The organism is Streptomyces coerulescens (assembly GCF_042657965.1).
Taxonomy (GTDB): domain Bacteria; phylum Actinomycetota; class Actinomycetes; order Streptomycetales; family Streptomycetaceae; genus Streptomyces; species Streptomyces coerulescens.
The window spans coordinates 137,910-155,061 of sequence record NZ_JBHSKM010000012.1 but is presented as its reverse complement, the minus strand read 5'-3'; the positions used below and the strand labels follow the sequence as shown (position 1 = coordinate 155,061).

The following is a 17,152-nucleotide window of genomic DNA, read 5'->3' as shown; positions in this document are numbered from 1 at the left end:
CCGACCTGCCTTGAGCGAATCAGCGCATACCTCCCCCAACCCGAGAGGGCTCTCCCGTTCCCTCGCCAAGCCGACCGACGCTGACAGTCGGCACCCACAGGTGACCACCCCCACCCCGGTCCGGCCTGGGCCCCAGAGTTGATCTGCCACACTGGACGGGTTATGCCTGCACCCGGAGAACTCACTTTCGTCGCCCCCCGCGGAGCCAAGAAGCCGCCGCGGCATCTTGCTGATCTCACGCCCGGTGAGCGTAAGGACGCTGTTGCCGCGGTCGGGGAGAAGCCGTTTCGTGCCAAGCAGCTGTCACAGCACTACTTCGCGCGGTACACGCACGACCCCGAGCAGTGGACCGACATCCCCGCCGCCTCGCGCGCCAAGCTGCGGGAGGAGCTGTTCCCGGAGCTGATGACCGTCGTACGGCATCTGTCGACCGACCAGGGCGACACCCGTAAGACGCTGTGGCGGCTGTTCGACGGGACGCTCGTCGAGTCGGTGCTGATGCGGTACCCGGACCGGGTGACCATGTGCATCAGCTCGCAGGCCGGATGTGGGATGAACTGTCCCTTCTGTGCCACCGGACAGGCCGGGCTCGATCGCAATCTGTCCACCGCCGAGATCGTGCATCAGATCGTGGACGGGATGCGGGCACTCAGGGACGGGGACGTGCCCGGGGGGCCCGCCCGGCTGTCCAACATCGTCTTCATGGGGATGGGCGAGCCGCTCGCCAACTACAACCGGGTCGTGGGGGCGATTCGCCGGCTCACCGACCCCGAGCCCGACGGGCTGGGGCTGTCGCAGCGCGGGATCACCGTCTCGACCGTCGGTCTCGTCCCGGCCATCCACCGGTTCGCCGACGAGGGCTTCAAGTGCCGGCTCGCGATCTCGCTGCACGCTCCCGACGACGAGCTGCGGGACACCCTCGTGCCCGTGAACACGCGGTGGAAGGTGCGCGAGGTGCTGGACGCCGGGTTCGAGTACGTCGAGAAGAGCGGCCGTCGGCTGTCCATCGAGTACGCCCTCATCCGGGACATCAACGACCAGGCCTGGCGCGGTGACCGGCTCGGGCGGCTGCTCAAGGGCAAGCCCGTGCATGTGAACCTGATTCCGCTGAATCCGACGCCCGGGTCGAAGTGGACCGCCTCCCGGCCCGAGGACGAGCAAGCGTTCGTCGAGGCCATCGCCGCCCATGGTGTACCGGTGACCATTCGGGACACCCGTGGTCAGGAGATCGACGGAGCGTGTGGGCAGCTCGCCGCGACCGAGCGGTAGAGCGGTAGTCTGAGCGCCGTACGGACATCTTCATATTCCGACAGGGGAGCGCCACAGCGCTGAGAGTGCGGCAACCGGGCCGCAGACCCTCTGAACCTCGCCCAGGTCATTCTGGGTAGGAAGTTCGGTCATCACTCAAGCTGTTGCGCCCTGCCCGGGAGCCGATGAGAGGGCTCCCGGGCAGGGCCGCGTCTCTTCCTGGTCAACCCCAGGAGGAATCAAGTGAGCATCACCAAGAAGGCCACGGTCCTCGTCGCCGGGCTCGGCCTCGTCACGCTGTCCGCGTGCGGGTCGTCCGACTCGGGCGGCGACAGCCCGCAGTCCGGCAGCAAGACCGTGACTCTCGTCAGCCATAACTCGTGGGCCGTCTCGAAGGGCGTCCTCGCCGCGTTCGAGAAGCAGTCGGGCTACAAGGTCAAGGTCCTGGAGGACGGCGACGCCGGGCAGGCCGTCAACAAGGCGATCCTGACCAAGGACAACCCGCAGGGCGACGTCTTCTTCGGCGTCGACAACACCCTGCTGTCCCGGGCGCTCGACAACGGGCTGTTCCAGTCGTACGAGCCCGAGGGCTCCGACATGATCCTGCCCGAGTACCGCGTCGACCAGGACAAGCACCGGGTCACTCCCGTCGACACCGGCGACATCTGCGTCAACTACGACAAGGCGTACTTCAGCGAGCACAAGCTGACCCCGCCCAGCTCGTTCGACGATCTGATCAAGCCCGCGTACAAGAACCTCCTCGTCACCGAGAACGCCTCCACCTCCTCGCCGGGGCTGGGATTCCTCCTCGGTACCGCCGCCAAGTACGGCGACGGGGGCTGGGAGGACTACTGGAAGAAGCTGAAGGCCAACGGCGTCAAGGTCGTCGACGGCTGGGAGCAGGCCTACAACGAGGAGTTCTCCGGCTCGGCCGGTGGCAAGAAGGCCAAGGCCGACCGGCCGCTCGTCGTGTCGTACGCCTCCTCGCCGCCCGCCGAGGTGATCTACGCCGACCCGAAGCCGACCAGCGCGCCGACGGGTGTCGCGGCCGGCACCTGCTTCCGGCAGGTCGAGTACGCGGGCCTGCTGAGCAACGCCGAGAACACCGAGGGCGGCAAGGCGCTCCTCGACTTCCTGCTGACCAAGACCTTCCAGGACGACATGCCGCTGAACATGTTCGTCTACCCGGTGCGGGAGGCCGCCCAGGTCCCGCCGGAGTTCGTGAAGTACGGCCCGCAGGCCAAGAACCCCGAGACCATGGACCCGGCGAAGATCGCCGACAACCGTGACGACTGGGTCAAGTCGTGGACCTCGCTCGTACTGAAGTAGCCACCCGGCCGAAGAGGGGTGCGGCGGTGCGGTTCGGCCTCATCGCCGTGCCCGTCGTGTTCTTCGCGGTCTTCTTCGCCTACCCCGTCGCCGCGATCGTCGCGCGCGGTCTGAAGGTCGACGGGGTCTGGCAGTTCGGGCGCCTCACGGAGGTGCTCGCCGAGCCCGACATCCGCCACGTCCTGTGGTTCACCACCTGGCAGGCGCTAGCCTCCACCGCGCTCACCCTGCTGATCGCGCTGCCCGGCGCCTATGTCTTCGCCCGCTTCGACTTTCCCGGCAAACAGGTCCTGCGGGCCGTGGTGACCGTCCCCTTCGTGCTGCCGACGGTCGTGGTCGGTACGGCGTTCCTCGCGCTCGTCGGCCGCGGCGGACTGCTGGACGAGCTGTGGGGCGTACGGCTCGACACCACCGTGTGGGCGATCCTGCTCGCGCATGTCTTCTTCAACTACGCCGTCGTCGTACGGACGGTGGGTGGGCTGTGGGCCCAGCTCGATCCGCGGCAGGAGGAGGCCGCTCGGATGCTCGGGGCGTCCCGCTTCAGGGCCTGGCGAACCGTCACCCTCCCGGCGCTCGCGCCCGCCGTGGCCGCCGCCGCGCTCATGGTCTTCCTGTTCACCTTCACCTCCTTCGGTGTGGTGCAGATCCTCGGCGGACCGACCTTCTCCACCCTCGAAGTGGAGATCTACCGTCAGACCTCCGAGATCTTCGACCTTTCCACGGCCGCCGTCCTGACGATCATCCAGTTCCTGGCCGTGGCCGCGATCCTCGCCGTGCACGCCTGGACGGTACGGCGGCGGGAGAGTGCCCTGCGGCTGGTGGACGCGTCGGTCACGGCCCGGCGGCCGCGCGGTGCGGGGCAGTGGGCCCTCCTTGCCGGTGTCCTGGCCGTCATCGTCGTACTTCTGCTGCTGCCGCTCGCCGTGCTGGTGCAGCGGTCGTTCGACGCCCCCGACTTCGGTTACTACCGGGCGCTGACCGGCGCCGACGGTGGTGTCTTCCTCGTCGCGCCGATCGAGGCGATCGGCAATTCGCTCCAGTACGCCGTCGTCGCCACCCTCATCGCCGCGCTGATCGGCGGTCTCGCGGCGGCCGCGCTGACGCGGCGGGACGCGGGGCGGTTCGTCCGGGGCTTCGACGCCCTGCTGATGCTGCCGCTCGGGGTGTCGGCGGTGACGGTCGGATTCGGGTTCCTGATCGCGCTGGACGAGCCACCGCTGGACCTCAGAAGTACGTGGATCCTCGTGCCGCTGGCCCAGGCGCTGGTCGGAGTGCCCTTCGTCGTACGGACCATGCTGCCCGTGCTGCGGGCCGTGGACCAGCGGTTGCGCGAGGCGGCGTCGGTGCTGGGGGCCTCGCCGTGGCGGGTCTGGCGCGAGGTCGATCTGCCGATGGTGCGGCGGGCGCTGCTCATCGCGGCCGGGTTCGCTTTCGCGGTGTCACTGGGGGAGTTCGGGGCGACCGTGTTCATCGCCCGGCCCGACAACCCGACGCTGCCGGTCGCCGTCGCCCGGCTCCTTGGGCGGGCCGGCGAGCTCAACTACGGCCAGGCGATGGCCCTTTCGACAGTGTTGATGGTGGTGTGCGCGGTGGCCTTGCTGGTCCTTGAGCGGCTCCGCACGGATCGGACGGGGGAGTTCTAGATGCTGTTGAGCCTGGCGGGTGCGACCGTACGGTTCGGTGGGCCGGCCGTGCTCGACGCCGTCGACCTCGATGTCGTCGAGCACGAGATCGTGTGCGTGCTCGGGCCGAGCGGCAGCGGCAAGTCGACGCTGCTGCGGGCCGTGGCGGGGCTGCAGCCCCTCGACGCCGGGCGGGTCTCGCTCGACGGGCATGACCAGGCCGGGGTGCCCGCGCACAAGCGGGGCGTCGGGCTGATGTTCCAGGACCATCAGCTGTTCCCGCAGCGTGACGTCGGCGGCAATGTGGCCTTCGGGGCGCGGATGCACGGTGCGTCGAGGGCCGAACAGGGCGAGCGCGTACGGGAGTTGCTCGACCTGGTCGGACTGCCGGGGGCGGCCGGGCGTGCCGTCGCCTCGCTGTCCGGTGGCGAGCAGCAGCGGGTCGCGCTGGCCCGTGCGCTGGCACCGCGGCCCCGGCTGCTGATGCTGGACGAGCCGCTGGGGCAGCTCGACCGCTCACTGCGGGAGCGGCTCGTCGTCGAACTCCGGGAGCTGTTCGGGCGGTTGGGCACCACCGTGCTGGCCGTGACGCACGACCAGGGCGAGGCCTTCGCGCTCGCCGACCGGGTCGTCGTGATGCGGGACGGGCGGATCGCTCAGACCGGGACGCCACTGGAGGTGTGGCAGCGGCCGGTGGACGAGTTCGTCGCCCGCTTCCTCGGCTTCGACAACGTGGTCGAGGGCACGGTCGCCGGGGAGGCCGCGGACACGCCCTGGGGCAAGCTGCCGGTCGGCGAGGGCGCCGCCGAGGGCACGCGGACGCTGCTCGTGCGACCGGCCGGGGTACGGCTCGTCGCCCCCGACGCCGGGCTGCGCTGCATCGTCGCCGCGCGGACGTTCAAGGGCACCCATGTCGCCGTGCACCTTCAGCCGGAGGACGCCCCACGCCTGGAGGCGGCGTGTGCGCTGCGGGACGCCCCCGAGGTCGGGGACACCGTCGGGGTCTCGTTCGACGCGGCCGAAATTGTCGTGCTGGGCTGATCACGCCCTGCATAGGGTGCGGACATGACACTCCTCGCCCATGATCGCTACTGCGACGAGATCGCCCACCAGGTCGGCCTGCTGAGAACCGTGGTGACCTCCGGCGCCGATCTGTCGACCACGGTGCCGACCTGCCCGGACTGGTCGCTGGAACAGCTCGTACGGCACACGGGCGGCGCCCTGCGCTGGGTGGAGCTGATGGTGCGGACGCGGGCGCAGGAGGAGATCCCGGAGGCGACGGTCCCGCTCCACGACGGCCCGGACGAGCGGGGCGACCCGGCCGTCCTCGACGCCTGGCTCGCGGAGACCGGCGAGATGGTCGTGGCCGCACTGCGCGAGGCCGGTCCTGACACCAAGGTGTGGGGCTGGGCCGGGGTGCACAGCGCCGGGTTCTGGGCCCGCCGTATGGCCCACGAGCTCACCATCCACCGCGCCGACGCCACCCTCGCCGCCGGACTGTCCTACGAGGTCGCCCCCGACGTGGCGGCGGACGCGATCGACGAGTGGCTCCAGATCATCGAGTGGGCCCAGCGGAACCTGCCGGACGATCCGACAAGGGATCTGCGTCGGCAGGGGAGCATCCATCTGCATGCCACGGACAGCACCGCCGGGCTCGAGGCAGCCGAGTGGCTGATCGATGTCTCCGGGGACGTGATCGCCTGGCGGCGGGGCCATGAGCGGGCGACGGTCGCGCTGCGGGGGCCGCTCACCGCCCTACTGCTCGCCTTCTACCGTCGGCTGCCGCTGGACAGCGCCGAGCTGGAGGTGCTCGGCGAGCGGGAGCTGCTGGACTTCTGGCTGGAGCGGGCCAGTTTCTAGTGCCGAGTGAAACGGTGCTGTGCTAGGGTTTCGGTATTGCAGTTGTGGTACCCATGAACCTATGTGCGCCTGACGGAATGCATTCCATCGGGCGCATTATTAGTTTTCCGGCATCTCCGGATGGGGCCTCTGCCTACAGAAGGAGAAGGTCATGGCACAGGGAACCGTGAAGTGGTTCAACTCTGAAAAGGGTTTCGGGTTCATCGAGCAGGACGGCGGCGGCCCCGACGTCTTCGCCCACTACTCGAACATCGCGACCCAGGGCTTCCGTGAGCTCCAGGAAGGCCAGCGCGTCACCTTCGACGTGACGCAGGGCCAGAAGGGCCCGCAGGCGGAGAACATCGTCCCCGCCTGATAGCCGGACGCGTATCCGCTCACCGGGGTCCGCACCGCCATGGTGCGGACCCCGGTTTGTGCTGTTTCAGGAAGGCAGATAGCCGCATGCCCCGCAGGCCCCAGAAGCCGAACCGGCGCGCCTCGTCGCCCGCACCGTCCGCGTCGCCGCCGAGGGAATTCCGGCTGCCGGAAAGCACGACACCCGCACTTCCCGCCGTCGAGGACTTCGCCGCCCTGGACATGCCGGCGGGGCTGCTGAAGACCCTCGCCGCGCAGGGCGTGACCACCCCTTTCCCCATCCAGGGCGCCACCCTGCCCAACTCGCTCGCGGGCCGTGACCTGCTCGGACGCGGGCGCACCGGTTCCGGCAAGACGCTCGCCTTCGGCCTGGCGCTCCTGGCCCGCACGGCCGGTCTGCGCGCACAGCCCAAGGCGCCTCTCGCTCTGGTGCTGGTGCCCACGCGCGAGCTCGCCCAGCAGGTGACGGACGCGCTGACGCCGTACGCGACCGCCGTGAACCTCCGGCTGGCCACGGTGGTCGGCGGGCTGTCGATCACCAAGCAGGCGGCCGCGCTGCGCCGCGGTGCCGAGGTGCTCGTGGCGACCCCCGGCAGGCTCAACGACCTCCTGGAACGCGGCGACTGCGTGCTCGGCGACGTGCGCATCACGGTGCTGGACGAAGCCGACCAGATGACCGACATGGGCTTCCTGCCGCAGATCACCAAGCTGATCCAGCAGGTACGGCCGGACGGGCAGCGCATGCTCTTCTCGGCCACGCTGGACCGCAATATCGACCGCCTGGTGCAGCGGTTCCTGACCGACCCCGTGGTGCATTCCGTGGACCCGTCCGCGGGAGCGGTGACGACCATGGAGCACTACGTCCTCCACGTCCAGGACGAGACCGACAAGAAGGCCGTCACCACGCGCATCGCGGCCCGTGACGGGCGGGTCATCCTCTTCCTCGACACCAAGAGGGCCGCCGACCGGCTGACCAAGCGGCTGCTGGCCGTCGGCGTCCGCGCGGCGGCGCTGCACGGAGGCCGCTCCCAACCGCAGCGCAATCGCACGCTGGAGCAGTTCAAGAGCGGCCAGGTCACCGCCCTGGTGGCCACGAACGTCGCCGCCCGGGGCATACACGTCGACGACCTCGACCTCGTCGTGAACGTCGATCCCCCCACCGATCACAAGGACTACCTGCACCGGGGCGGCCGTACCGCCCGCGCCGGCGGTTCCGGCAGCGTGGCCACGCTGGTCCTGCCCGACCAGAAGCGGGACGTCACCCGGCTCATGTCGGACGCGGGCATCCGCCCCCGGACGTCCCGTGTCACCTCCAGCGACCCGGAACTGGCCGCCATCACCGGCGCGCGCGAGCCTTCCGGCGTGGCCGTCACCATCGAGATCCCCCAGCCCGTGGCAGTGACGGTGTCCCGCACCGACGGGAAGACGGGCAGACGGTCCGGCGGCCGACGCCGCAATGGCGGCGAGGCCAGGGCGGCGGCCGGCACGGCCACCAGGACGGGGAGCCGAGGCGCCGAACGCCGGTCCACGACCGGGGCACCGACGACGGGCGGCACGTCCAGGTCCGGCGGCGCCTCAGCGACCGGCGGGCGAGGATCCGCTCGCCGGGCGGCTTCCGGCGGGGCGACGGGCGATGCGGTCAGGACGGGACGCCGCAGCTCCGACCGCCGGTCCACGGCCGGTGCGGCGACCGGCACAGGCGCCAGCGCCGGTTCCGGCTCTGGCTCTGGTCCTGGCTCTGCTTCCGGCTCCGGCAAGGCTGTCCGCGGCGGATCAGGCCGACGGGCGAAGAGCGGCGGAGGCCCGGGCGACGCCGGCGCGACCGGCGGCCGCAACTCCGACCGCCGAGGCGGTCGCCGAGCCTCGGCCACGTAGCGCCGTACGCCCGCCACCGAGGTCCCGGGTACGTAGAGCCGATCGTCCGCAACCCGGATCCCGGGTGCGTAGCGCCGTACGTCCGCACCCCGGACCCGGGCACGTAGCGCGCCGTACGTCCGCACCCCGGACCTCGGTGGCGGCATCGGCGGGAACGGCGTGGGCCCGCCCCCGGGAGCGGGGACGGGCCACGTGGGTGCTGTTGTGCCGGTGCGTCAGCGGTCGCTGCTCGCACCGCGTCGGCGCAGGCCGAAGAAGACCGCGCCGCCGCCGAGCGCGACCAGACCGACCGCGATGCCGGCGATCAGGCCGGTGTTGGAGTTCGCACCGGTCTCGGCGAGGTTGGAGTCACCGGCCGCCGGGGACGGGACGCTGCTCGCGGGCGGAGTGCTGTCGCTCTCCGAAGGGGTCGGGGCCGGCGAGTCGGTCTCCTCGGCCGGGGTCGAGGCGGGGGCCGACGGGGTCGGGGTGTCCGACGGAGCCGGCGGCTCCTCCTTCTTGCAGGCCGTGGAGGGGGTCGTCAGGTTCGGCTTGATGTCCTCGTCGACATAGCCGGCGGCCTTGACGTGGACGCGGTACTCGGCGTCCGGCTTCCAGTTCTCGGCGAAGGTGATGGTGACGCCCTCGCGGGAGCCCTTGACCTCCTGCTCACCGACCTTCTTCAGGTCGGCGCCGTTGTTCTGGAGGTACACCGTCACGGTCGCCGGGACACCGCTGGGGTCCACGTCGGTGACGGTGATGATGCCCTTGTCGCCGTCGCACTTGGCTTCGGCGGAGAATTCACTGATGTCGCAGGCGAGCGCGGTGCCCGAGACGGCGAGCGCGAGCGCGGCCGATGCGGAGGCGACACCCAGGGCGCGCACGGAACGCGCGACTGTACGGCGGTTTATGGACACGTTTGTCCTTACGGAAGTTGCACCGATGAGGGGGGTTCGGAAGAGCCGGTGACATGAGGCATCACCGACCCCAGGAGACTCACAGGTTTATAAGCGTGGCATAAGCACTGTCAACGCGTATGCAGCCCCTCTGTGTTGGCTTTGCCGTCTTATTAACCGCCCAGACGTTTCAAGGCCTCCGGAGCCTCCTCGATCCGGTCGACCAGGGCGATCCGGGCCTCCATCGACCGTTCCCGCGCTAGGGACTTGAGCAGCGGCCAGGCCGGCAGCCGCTCCGTCCAGTGCGCGCGGTCGACCAGCACCATCGGGGTGGGCTCACCGCGCGACTCGTAGTAGTTCGGCGTCGCGTTGTCGAAGACCTCCTGTACGGTCCCGGCGGCGCCCGGCAGGAAGACGACGCCCGCGTTCGAGCGGGCCAGCAGGCCGTCCTCGCGGGTGGCGTTGGCGAAGTACTTCGCGATGTGCGAGGCGAACGGGTTCGGCGGCTCGTGGCCGTAGAACCAGGTCGGGATGCCGACGGAGCGACCGCCCCTGGGCCAGCGGGCCCGCACCTCGAAGGCCGCCGACGCCCAGTCGGTGATGGAGGGTGTGAACCCCGGTGCCTTGGCGAGGAGTCGGAGGGCGTCGGTGAGTATGTCGTCGTCGAGCGGGGCGGCGTAGGCGCCGAGGTTGGCGGCCTCCATCGCGCCCGGGCCGCCGCCGGTGGCGACCGTGAGACCGGCGCGGGCCAGCTCCCGGCCGAGCCGCGCGGCACCCTCGTACGCCTGCGTGCCGCGGCGCATCGCGTGGCCGCCCATGACGCCCACCACCCGGGCGCCGGTCAGGAGTTCGTCGAGCGCGTCCGAGACGGAGTCGTCGTGGATCGCGCGGAGCATGCCGGCGTAGACGTCGCGGTCGGCCTTCGTCCGCTGGAACCAGGCGTAGGCGTGGGCGTCGGGTGTGTTCTCGTAGCCGTCCGCGAGGGAGGCGAAGAGTTCGTCGGGGGAGTAGACCAGGCCCCGGTAAGGGTCGAAGGGGAGGTCCGGGACCGGCGGGAAGACCAGGGCGCCGCCGGCGCGGACCTTCGCGGCCGCCTCCTCGCGCATCGGGCAGCCGAGGAAGACGGCACCGGTGGTGTCCGTACCGAGCAGTTCGCGCGTACGGTCCGTCAGGTCCACTGCCTGGACACGGAATCCGGCGAGGGAGCCGCGCGCCGAGACGGTCGCGTCGAACTCCTCCAGCGTCTCTATCTCACGGTCGTCGTGGTGGGCCGCATGGGCGGGCATCGTCTGCACCCGCCCATGCTAGGCACCGTGTGCCGCACGGCTGTTGTCAGCCCTGGACGGCCGACGGGTCCATCCACACGACCTCCCAGGTGTGGCCGTCGAGGTCGTCGAAGGCGCGGCCGTACATGAAGCCCATGTCCTGGGTCCTGGGCGAGGCGGTGCCGCCGGCGGCGACCGCCTTCTCGACCAGTTCGTCGACCTTTTCGCGGCTCTCGGCGCTCAGACAGACCAGCACCTCACTGGTCTTCGTGGCGTCCGCGATCTCCTTGTCGGTGAAGGTCGAGTAGAACGGCTTGGTGAGCAGCATCGCGACGATGGTGTCGCTGATCACGACGGACGTCGCGTTCTCGTCGCTGAACTGCGCGTTGATCGAGTAGCCCAGCTCCGTGAAGAACTTCTTCGACGCGTCGAGGTCGTTCACGGGCAGGTTCACGAAGATCATCTGCTGGTAGGCGGGGGCGCTCATCGTGGTCTCTCCCATCGGGGTGGTTGCTGTTCGGTGGGGTAGACCGGGGGTCCGGTCGGAACTCATCGTCCGGTGGAGATTTTTTCTCACGAGCTTTTCAGGGGCAGTGCGGCCAGCTCCGCCACGATCAGGGTCAGCGGGCAGAAGACGGCCAGCAGGACGCCGGTGCGCAGGGCGGCGGCGCCGCGGAGCAGGGTGGTCGGCGCGCCGAGGCGCAGCAGCGCGGCCGTGGTGTCGGCGCGGGCCTGCCTGGCCTCGAGGGCGGCCATGAGGAGCGTGGTCACGGTCGCGCCGCCGACCACCATCGCGCCGAGGGCGGAGAGGGGACCGATGGCGGCGGTGGCCGCGGAGCCGGACAGGGGGGCCATGGCGTGGACGGCGGCGGCCACGGCGCACACGACGCCGAGGGGGCGGCCGATCCGGCTGGCTTCCGCCATGAGGCCGCGGCCCGCCAGCAGCCGGACCGGCCCCGGCCGTACGGACTGCAGGAGCCGGCCGCTGAGATGGGTGAGACCGGGGGCGGCGAGGGCGAGGCCGACGGCGGCGAGAACCCAGCCGAGAAGGACCGCGGCGGGACCGGTCGGCAGGGCCGTGGGCAGGGTGAGCGGGTCGCCGGCGGCGGTGCGGCCGGCGTAGGTCTCCACGGCCAGGCCCGCGGTGAGGATGGTGATGCCCCAGGGGAGACCCGCGGGGGGTTTGCGCGGCACCGGGAAGCCGGTCAGATCGTCCGGCGTCGGCCCGCCGGCGTCCGCCACGGCCGGCGCGGCGGCCGAGGCGCTGTCCGGCGCCTGCGGAGCACCGTCCGCACCGTCCTTCTGCGCGGCGGGCACGGCGTTCTTCTTCGCGGGGGGCGCACCGTCCTTCTCCGCGGCGGGCGCCGCGTCCTTCTCCGCGGCGGGTGCGGCGCCCCGTACGGCATCCCGCAAGCGCGCGCCGAACCGTCCGTACGCCCCGAACGTCTCGCGGTCCGCCGACCTGCCGAACGCCCCGAAGCGGCCGTGCGTCCGCTGTGCCGTGGCCTTCGCCGTGGCGGGCGCGGGGTTCTTCGGGCGCAGCAGCAGGGCGACCGTCGCCGACGCCAGCGCCGGTGCCAGGGACAGGAGGGTCAGCGCGGCCGGCAGCGGCAGCGGGGTGTCCGCCGCGAGGAACTGGGCGGCGGCGCCGTCGAAGGGCATGCCCGTCAGGTCGCCCCGCAGGTGCAGGAAGACCAGCAGGGCCAGCATCGAGCCGAGCGTGCAGGACAGGGCCGTGGTGGTGGCCGAGATCAGCATGAGACGGCCCGGTCCCAGGCCGAGTGCGGCGAGACCGGGGCGCGGTTTGGTACCCGGGTCCGTGCGGGCCACCGCCACCGCGAGGTGGATCGTCGCGGCCAGCGGGGGCGCGCACCAGGCCAGCCGGAGCGTGGCCGCGCCGGGGGAGTCCGGGTGGGACATCGCGTAGCCGAGCGCGGACAGCAGCAGGAAGCCCGTGCCCGCCGACGCCGCCGCGACGAGCAGCCGGCGCAGCTGTACGGCGGGGTGGGCGCCGCGGGTCAGACGGAGAGCGAGCACGCGGCCCGGCCCTCCGCCTCGGTGACCGGAGGCAGCTGCACCGTGTTCACACGCCGTCCGTCCAGCAGCGTCACGCTCCGGTCGGCGAGGGCTGCCGTGTCCGCGTCATGGCTGGCCAGCACCACGGTGATGCCGTGCGAGCGGGCGGCCGTGGTCAGGGTGCGCAGCACGTGCGCACGGTCGGCGCGGTGCAGGGGCGCCGTCGGCTCGTCGGCGAACAGCACCGTCGGCGAGGGGGCCAGCGCACGGGCGATGCAGACGCGCTGGCGTGCCGCCTGGACCAGCTGGTGCGGGCGCTTGCGGGCCGCCTCACCGACGTCCAGGCGCTCCAGCCACTCCAGCGCGGCCGTCTTGGCGCGACGGCGGCTGCTGCCGCGCAGCATCAGCGGCAGGGCCGTGTTCTCCCAGACGTTCAGCTCGGGCACCAGCGACGGCGTGGGATCGACCCAGGCGAAGCGGTCCCGGCGCAGCCGCTCGCGGGCCAGCGGGCCCATCTTGTGCACCGGCACGCTGTTGAACCAGACCTCGCCGCGCCCGGCCTGGGCCAGCCCGGACAGACAGCGCAGCAGGGCGGTCTTGCCGCTGCCGCGCGGACCGATGACGGCGAGGATCTCGCCCTCCTGGACACCGAGCGAGACGCCGCTGAGCGCGGGCGAGCCGTCGTTGTACGAGTAGTGCAGGGCGCGTGCCCAGAGCACGTCGTTGTCCGGCGGGGCCACCATGGCGTACACCTCGGTTCTGATCCGTTTTCCCGTTCCTCGTTCCCCCGTGCGGGGGAACGAAGGCTGGGCTGATCGGTCACTGGCACGCTAGGCAGCCGTCGCCCGAAGCCGGGACAGCACAGGGCCCCGGGCCGCCGTGTCTCACTCGAACGGGCGGCACCGGGGCCAGTGTGTTGATCATTCCGGCCGAGGGCGGCGGAGGATCACCCGGGGGTCACAGCTTCGTCCACGCCTCCGACAGCGTCCCGCGCAGGATCTGCTCGATCTCGTCGAACGTCTCCTGGTTGGAGATCAGCGGCGGGGCGAGCTGGACGACCGGGTCGCCACGGTCGTCGGCACGGCAGTACAGGCCGTTGTCGTACAGCGCCTTGGAGAGGAAGCCGTACAGGACGCGCTCCGTCTCCTCGTCGTTGAAGGACTCCTTGGTGTTCTTGTCCTTCACCAGCTCGATGCCGTAGAAGAAGCCGTTGCCGCGGACGTCGCCGACGATCGGCAGGTCGTGGAGCTTCTCCAGGGTCGCGCGGAAGGCGCCCTCGTTGTCGAGCACGTGCTGGTTGAGGCCCTCGCGCTCGAACAGGTCGAGGTTGGCGAGGCCCACGGCCGCGGAGACCGGGTGGCCACCGAAGGTGTAGCCGTGCAGGAAGGTGTTGTCGCCCTTGTAGAACGGCTCGGCCAGGCGGTCGGAGATGATGCAGGCGCCGATGGGGGAGTAGCCCGAGGTCATGCCCTTGGCGCAGGTGATCATGTCCGGGACGTAGCCGAACTTGTCACAGGCGAACGTCGTGCCGAGGCGGCCGAAGGCGCAGATGACCTCGTCCGACACCAGCAGCACGTCGTACTGGTCGCAGATCTCACGCACCCGCTGGAAGTAGCCGGGCGGGGGCGGGAAGCAGCCGCCCGCGTTCTGCACCGGCTCCAGGAAGACCGCGGCGACCGTGTCCGGGCCCTCGAAGAGGATCTGCTGCTCGATCTGGTCGGCGGCCCAGCGGCCGAAGGCCTCCGGGTCGTCGCCGAAGATCGGGGCGCGGTAGATGTTGGTGTTCGGGACCTTGTGCGCACCGGGCACCAGCGGCTCGAAGGGGGCCTTCAGGCCCGGCAGGCCGGTGATGGACAGGGCGCCCTGCGGGGTGCCGTGGTAAGCGACCGCGCGCGAGATCACCTTGTGCTTGGTGGGCTTGCCCACCAGCTTGAAGTACTGCTTGGCGAGCTTCCAGGCGGTCTCGACCGCCTCGCCGCCGCCGGTGGTGAAGAAGACCTTGTTGAGGTCGCCCGGCGCCTCGTTCGCCAGCCGCTCCGCCAGCTCGACGGCCTTGGGGTGGGCGTAGGACCACACCGGGAAGAACGCCAGCTCCTGAGCCTGCTTGAAGGCGGTCTCGGCCAGCTCGACGCGGCCGTGCCCGGCCTGGACCACGAACAGGCCGGCGAGACCGTCCAGGTACCGCTTGCCCTTGTCGTCGTAGATGTAGGTGCCCTCGCCCCGGACGATGGTCGGGACGGGCGCCTTCTCGTACGAGGACATGCGCGTGAAGTGCATCCACAAGTGGTCGTACGCGGTCCTGCTGAGGTCCTGAGGGGTGTCGGTGCTCACGGTTATCGGGTCCTCACGGTTATCGGGTTCCCCACATGTAGGTCTGCTTCTTGAGCTTGAGATAGACGAAGCTCTCCGTCGAGCGCACTCCGGGGACGGCTCGGATGCGTCGGTTGATGACCTCCAGGAGGTGGTCGTCGTCCTCGCAGACGATCTCCACCATCAGGTCGAACGACCCGGCGGTCATCACCACGTACTCGCATTCGGACATGGCGGTCAGCGCGTCGGCCACGGACTCCACGTCGCCCTCGACGTTCACACCGACCATCGCCTGCCGCCGGAAGCCCACGGTGAGCGGGTCCGTGACGGCGACGATCTGCATGACGCCCTGGTCGAGCAGCTTCTGGACGCGCTGGCGCACGGCCGCCTCGGACAGGCCCACGGCCTTGCCGATGGCGGCGTACGGCCGGCGGCCGTCCTCCTGAAGTTGTTCGATGATGGCGAGGGAGACGGCGTCCAACGTGGGACCGCCGCCGTTCCTGGACTCCCGGGAGTCCCTGTGCTCTGCGCTTCGACTGGCCACGACGTCACTGTGCACGACGTCTCGACAGTTCCGCAAGGCCGGGGCGATGAAATTCGTTGTTTACGTGACTGAGTCCTACGGATTTCGCAGAAGTGGCGCTAGTGGGGGTGTTGAAAACGTGGGCCCGGCGTTTAGGGTGGGTGTCTCAGAGAGTGGACAGCCAGAACCAGTGAAGACCCTGACAGGAGGCCGGCAGTGAGCACCGAGCTGCGTCGTCTGCGCAACTACATCGACGGTGAGTTCCGGGACGCCGCCGACGGACGGACCACCGAGGTGGTCAACCCCGCGACGGGCGAGGCGTACGCGACCGCGCCGCTGTCCGGGCAGGCGGACGTCGACGCCGCGATGGAGGCCGCCGCGCGCGCCTTCCCCGCCTGGCGTGACGCGACCCCCGCGGAGCGCCAGAAGGCCCTGCTGAAGATCGCGGACGCCTTCGAGGAGCGCGCCGAGGAACTGATCGCCGCCGAGGTGGAGAACACCGGCAAGCCGATCGGCCTCACGCGGTCCGAGGAGATCCCGCCCATGGTCGACCAGATCCGCTTCTTCGCCGGCGCGGCGCGGATGCTGGAGGGCCGCTCGGCCGGCGAGTACATGGAGGGCCTGACCTCCATCGTGCGCCGGGAGCCGATCGGCGTCTGCGCGCAGGTCGCGCCCTGGAACTACCCGATGATGATGGCCGTATGGAAGTTCGCCCCGGCCCTCGCCGCGGGCAACACGGTCGTCCTGAAGCCGTCCGACACGACCCCCGCATCGACGGTCCTCATCGCCGAGATCATCGGCTCGGTCCTGCCCAAGGGCGTCTTCAACGTCATCACCGGCGACCGTGACACCGGCCGCCTCATGGTCGAGCACCCGACCCCCGCGATGGCCTCCATCACCGGTTCGGTGCGCGCCGGCATGTCGGTCGCCGAGTCCGCGTCCAAGGACCTCAAGCGGGTCCACCTGGAGCTCGGCGGCAAGGCGCCGGTCGTGGTGTTCGAGGACACCGACATCGCCAAGGCCGTCGAGGACATCTCCGTCGCGGGCTTCTTCAACGCCGGGCAGGACTGTACGGCCGCCACGCGCGTCCTCGTCCACGAGTCCATCCACGACGAGTTCGTGCAGGCACTCGCGAAGGCCGCCGCCGACACGAAGACCGGCCGGCCGGACGACGAGGACGTGCTCTTCGGCCCCCTCAACAACCCCAACCAGCTCAAGCAGGTCTCCGGGTTCATCGAGCGGCTGCCCGCCCACGCCAAGGTCGAGGCCGGCGGCCACCAGGTCGGCGACAAGGGCTACTTCTTCGCGCCGACCGTCGTGTCCGGCCTGAAGCAGGACGACGAGATCGTCCAGAAGGAGGTCTTCGGGCCGGTCATCACCGTGCAGTCCTTCGCGGACGAGGCGCAGGCCGTCCAGTGGGCGAACGGCGTCGAGTACGCGCTCGCGTCGTCGGTGTGGACCAAGGACCACGGGCGCGCGATGCGGATGTCCAAGGCGCTGGACTTCGGCTGCGTGTGGATCAACACGCACATCCCGCTGGTCGCGGAGATGCCGCACGGCGGGTTCAAGAAGTCCGGCTACGGCAAGGACCTCTCGGCGTACGGGTTCGACGACTACACGCGGATCAAGCACGTGATGACGTCTCTGGACGCGTAGGTCGTGCTTCGGGTGCGGGCGTGTGGGGGCTGGCCGCGCACACGCGGCGGTAGCCGCACATACGACACAGCCCCGCGCCCCTGAGCGAGCCGCAGCCCCGGACGGGTCAAGTGCCGTCCGGGGCTGCGGTGTTTCCGATCGACAAGGTGTCTGTCGCGCGCGGTTCCGCTCGACGGGGCGTCGATTGCCCGGTCCCGGTCGGCGGCGGCATGCTGCGCC

Annotated in this window: 15 protein-coding genes; 8 read left to right on the top strand and 7 right to left on the bottom strand. The window is 70.6% G+C overall.

Features of this window, described 5'->3' with window-relative positions:
• Positions 1-162 precede the first annotated feature (162 nt).
• The 7 genes from rlmN (at position 163) to ACFPQ9_RS20110 (ending at position 8,288) form a co-directional block, all read left to right on the top strand.
• Positions 163-1,269, top strand: coding sequence for a dual-specificity RNA methyltransferase RlmN (rlmN, locus tag ACFPQ9_RS20140; protein ID WP_380854721.1), 1,107 nt, complete (start codon positions 163-165; stop codon positions 1,267-1,269).
• Between the two features lie 222 nt (positions 1,270-1,491).
• On the top strand, positions 1,492-2,577 hold the full coding sequence (locus ACFPQ9_RS20135; RefSeq protein WP_380854719.1) for a thiamine ABC transporter substrate-binding protein: 1,086 nt from the start codon (positions 1,492-1,494) through the stop codon (positions 2,575-2,577).
• The gene (locus ACFPQ9_RS20130) at positions 2,553-4,220 is read left to right on the top strand and encodes an ABC transporter permease (protein ID WP_380854717.1); all 1,668 of its coding nucleotides are present in this window, start codon (positions 2,553-2,555) and stop codon (positions 4,218-4,220) included. The genes ACFPQ9_RS20135 and ACFPQ9_RS20130 overlap by 25 nt, the downstream gene beginning before the upstream one ends.
• On the top strand, positions 4,221-5,240 hold the full coding sequence (locus tag ACFPQ9_RS20125; RefSeq protein ID WP_380854715.1) for an ABC transporter ATP-binding protein: 1,020 nt from the start codon (positions 4,221-4,223) through the stop codon (positions 5,238-5,240). It abuts the gene before it with no gap.
• Positions 5,241-5,264: 24 nt separating this feature from the next.
• Positions 5,265-6,059 carry a maleylpyruvate isomerase family mycothiol-dependent enzyme gene (locus ACFPQ9_RS20120; protein ID WP_380854713.1) on the top strand — a complete coding sequence of 265 codons (795 nt, stop codon included), beginning with the start codon at positions 5,265-5,267 and terminating at the stop codon, positions 6,057-6,059.
• A 151-nt stretch (positions 6,060-6,210) separates the two neighbouring features.
• Complete coding sequence (locus tag ACFPQ9_RS20115; protein ID WP_031013754.1) at positions 6,211-6,414, top strand: cold-shock protein; 204 nt, start codon at positions 6,211-6,213, stop codon at positions 6,412-6,414.
• 86 nt (positions 6,415-6,500) lie between these two features.
• Positions 6,501-8,288, top strand: coding sequence for a DEAD/DEAH box helicase (locus ACFPQ9_RS20110; RefSeq protein ID WP_380854710.1), 1,788 nt, complete (start codon positions 6,501-6,503; stop codon positions 8,286-8,288).
• 215 nt (positions 8,289-8,503) lie between these two features.
• On the opposite strand, the gene ACFPQ9_RS20105 is transcribed toward ACFPQ9_RS20110, so the two are convergent.
• From ACFPQ9_RS20105 to ACFPQ9_RS20075, 7 genes are all read right to left on the bottom strand, one after another.
• Positions 8,504-9,151 (bottom strand): LAETG motif-containing sortase-dependent surface protein, encoded by a 648-nt coding sequence (locus ACFPQ9_RS20105; protein WP_380854708.1) that lies wholly within the window; start codon positions 9,149-9,151, stop codon positions 8,504-8,506.
• Positions 9,152-9,336: 185 nt separating this feature from the next.
• Entirely contained in the window at positions 9,337-10,458 is a 1,122-nt protein-coding gene (locus ACFPQ9_RS20100; protein WP_380854706.1) for an LOG family protein, read from the bottom strand.
• A gap of 37 nt (positions 10,459-10,495) precedes the next feature.
• Positions 10,496-10,915, bottom strand: coding sequence for a VOC family protein (locus ACFPQ9_RS20095; RefSeq protein WP_380854704.1), 420 nt, complete (start codon positions 10,913-10,915; stop codon positions 10,496-10,498).
• An 86-nt stretch (positions 10,916-11,001) separates the two neighbouring features.
• A complete protein-coding gene (locus ACFPQ9_RS20090) occupies positions 11,002-12,465 on the bottom strand; it encodes a hypothetical protein (protein ID WP_380854702.1) in 1,464 nt (487 codons plus the stop codon).
• Positions 12,447-13,187 (bottom strand): ABC transporter ATP-binding protein, encoded by a 741-nt coding sequence (locus ACFPQ9_RS20085; protein ID WP_380854700.1) that lies wholly within the window; start codon positions 13,185-13,187, stop codon positions 12,447-12,449. Before ACFPQ9_RS20085 ends, ACFPQ9_RS20090 begins: the two co-directional genes overlap by 19 nt.
• Positions 13,188-13,401: 214 nt before the next feature.
• Positions 13,402-14,775 carry an aspartate aminotransferase family protein gene (locus ACFPQ9_RS20080; RefSeq protein WP_380854698.1) on the bottom strand — a complete coding sequence of 458 codons (1,374 nt, stop codon included), beginning with the start codon at positions 14,773-14,775 and terminating at the stop codon, positions 13,402-13,404.
• Positions 14,776-14,794: 19 nt separating this feature from the next.
• Positions 14,795-15,313: an Lrp/AsnC family transcriptional regulator gene (locus tag ACFPQ9_RS20075; protein ID WP_126903147.1), complete on the bottom strand. Its 519-nt coding sequence runs from the start codon at positions 15,311-15,313 to the stop codon at positions 14,795-14,797.
• Positions 15,314-15,493: 180 nt separating this feature from the next.
• Here ACFPQ9_RS20075 and ACFPQ9_RS20070 point away from each other — a divergent pair, with 180 nt between their 5' ends.
• Complete coding sequence (locus tag ACFPQ9_RS20070) at positions 15,494-16,933, top strand: gamma-aminobutyraldehyde dehydrogenase (protein WP_380854696.1); 1,440 nt, start codon at positions 15,494-15,496, stop codon at positions 16,931-16,933.
• The last annotated feature ends 219 nt before the right edge of the window (positions 16,934-17,152 follow it).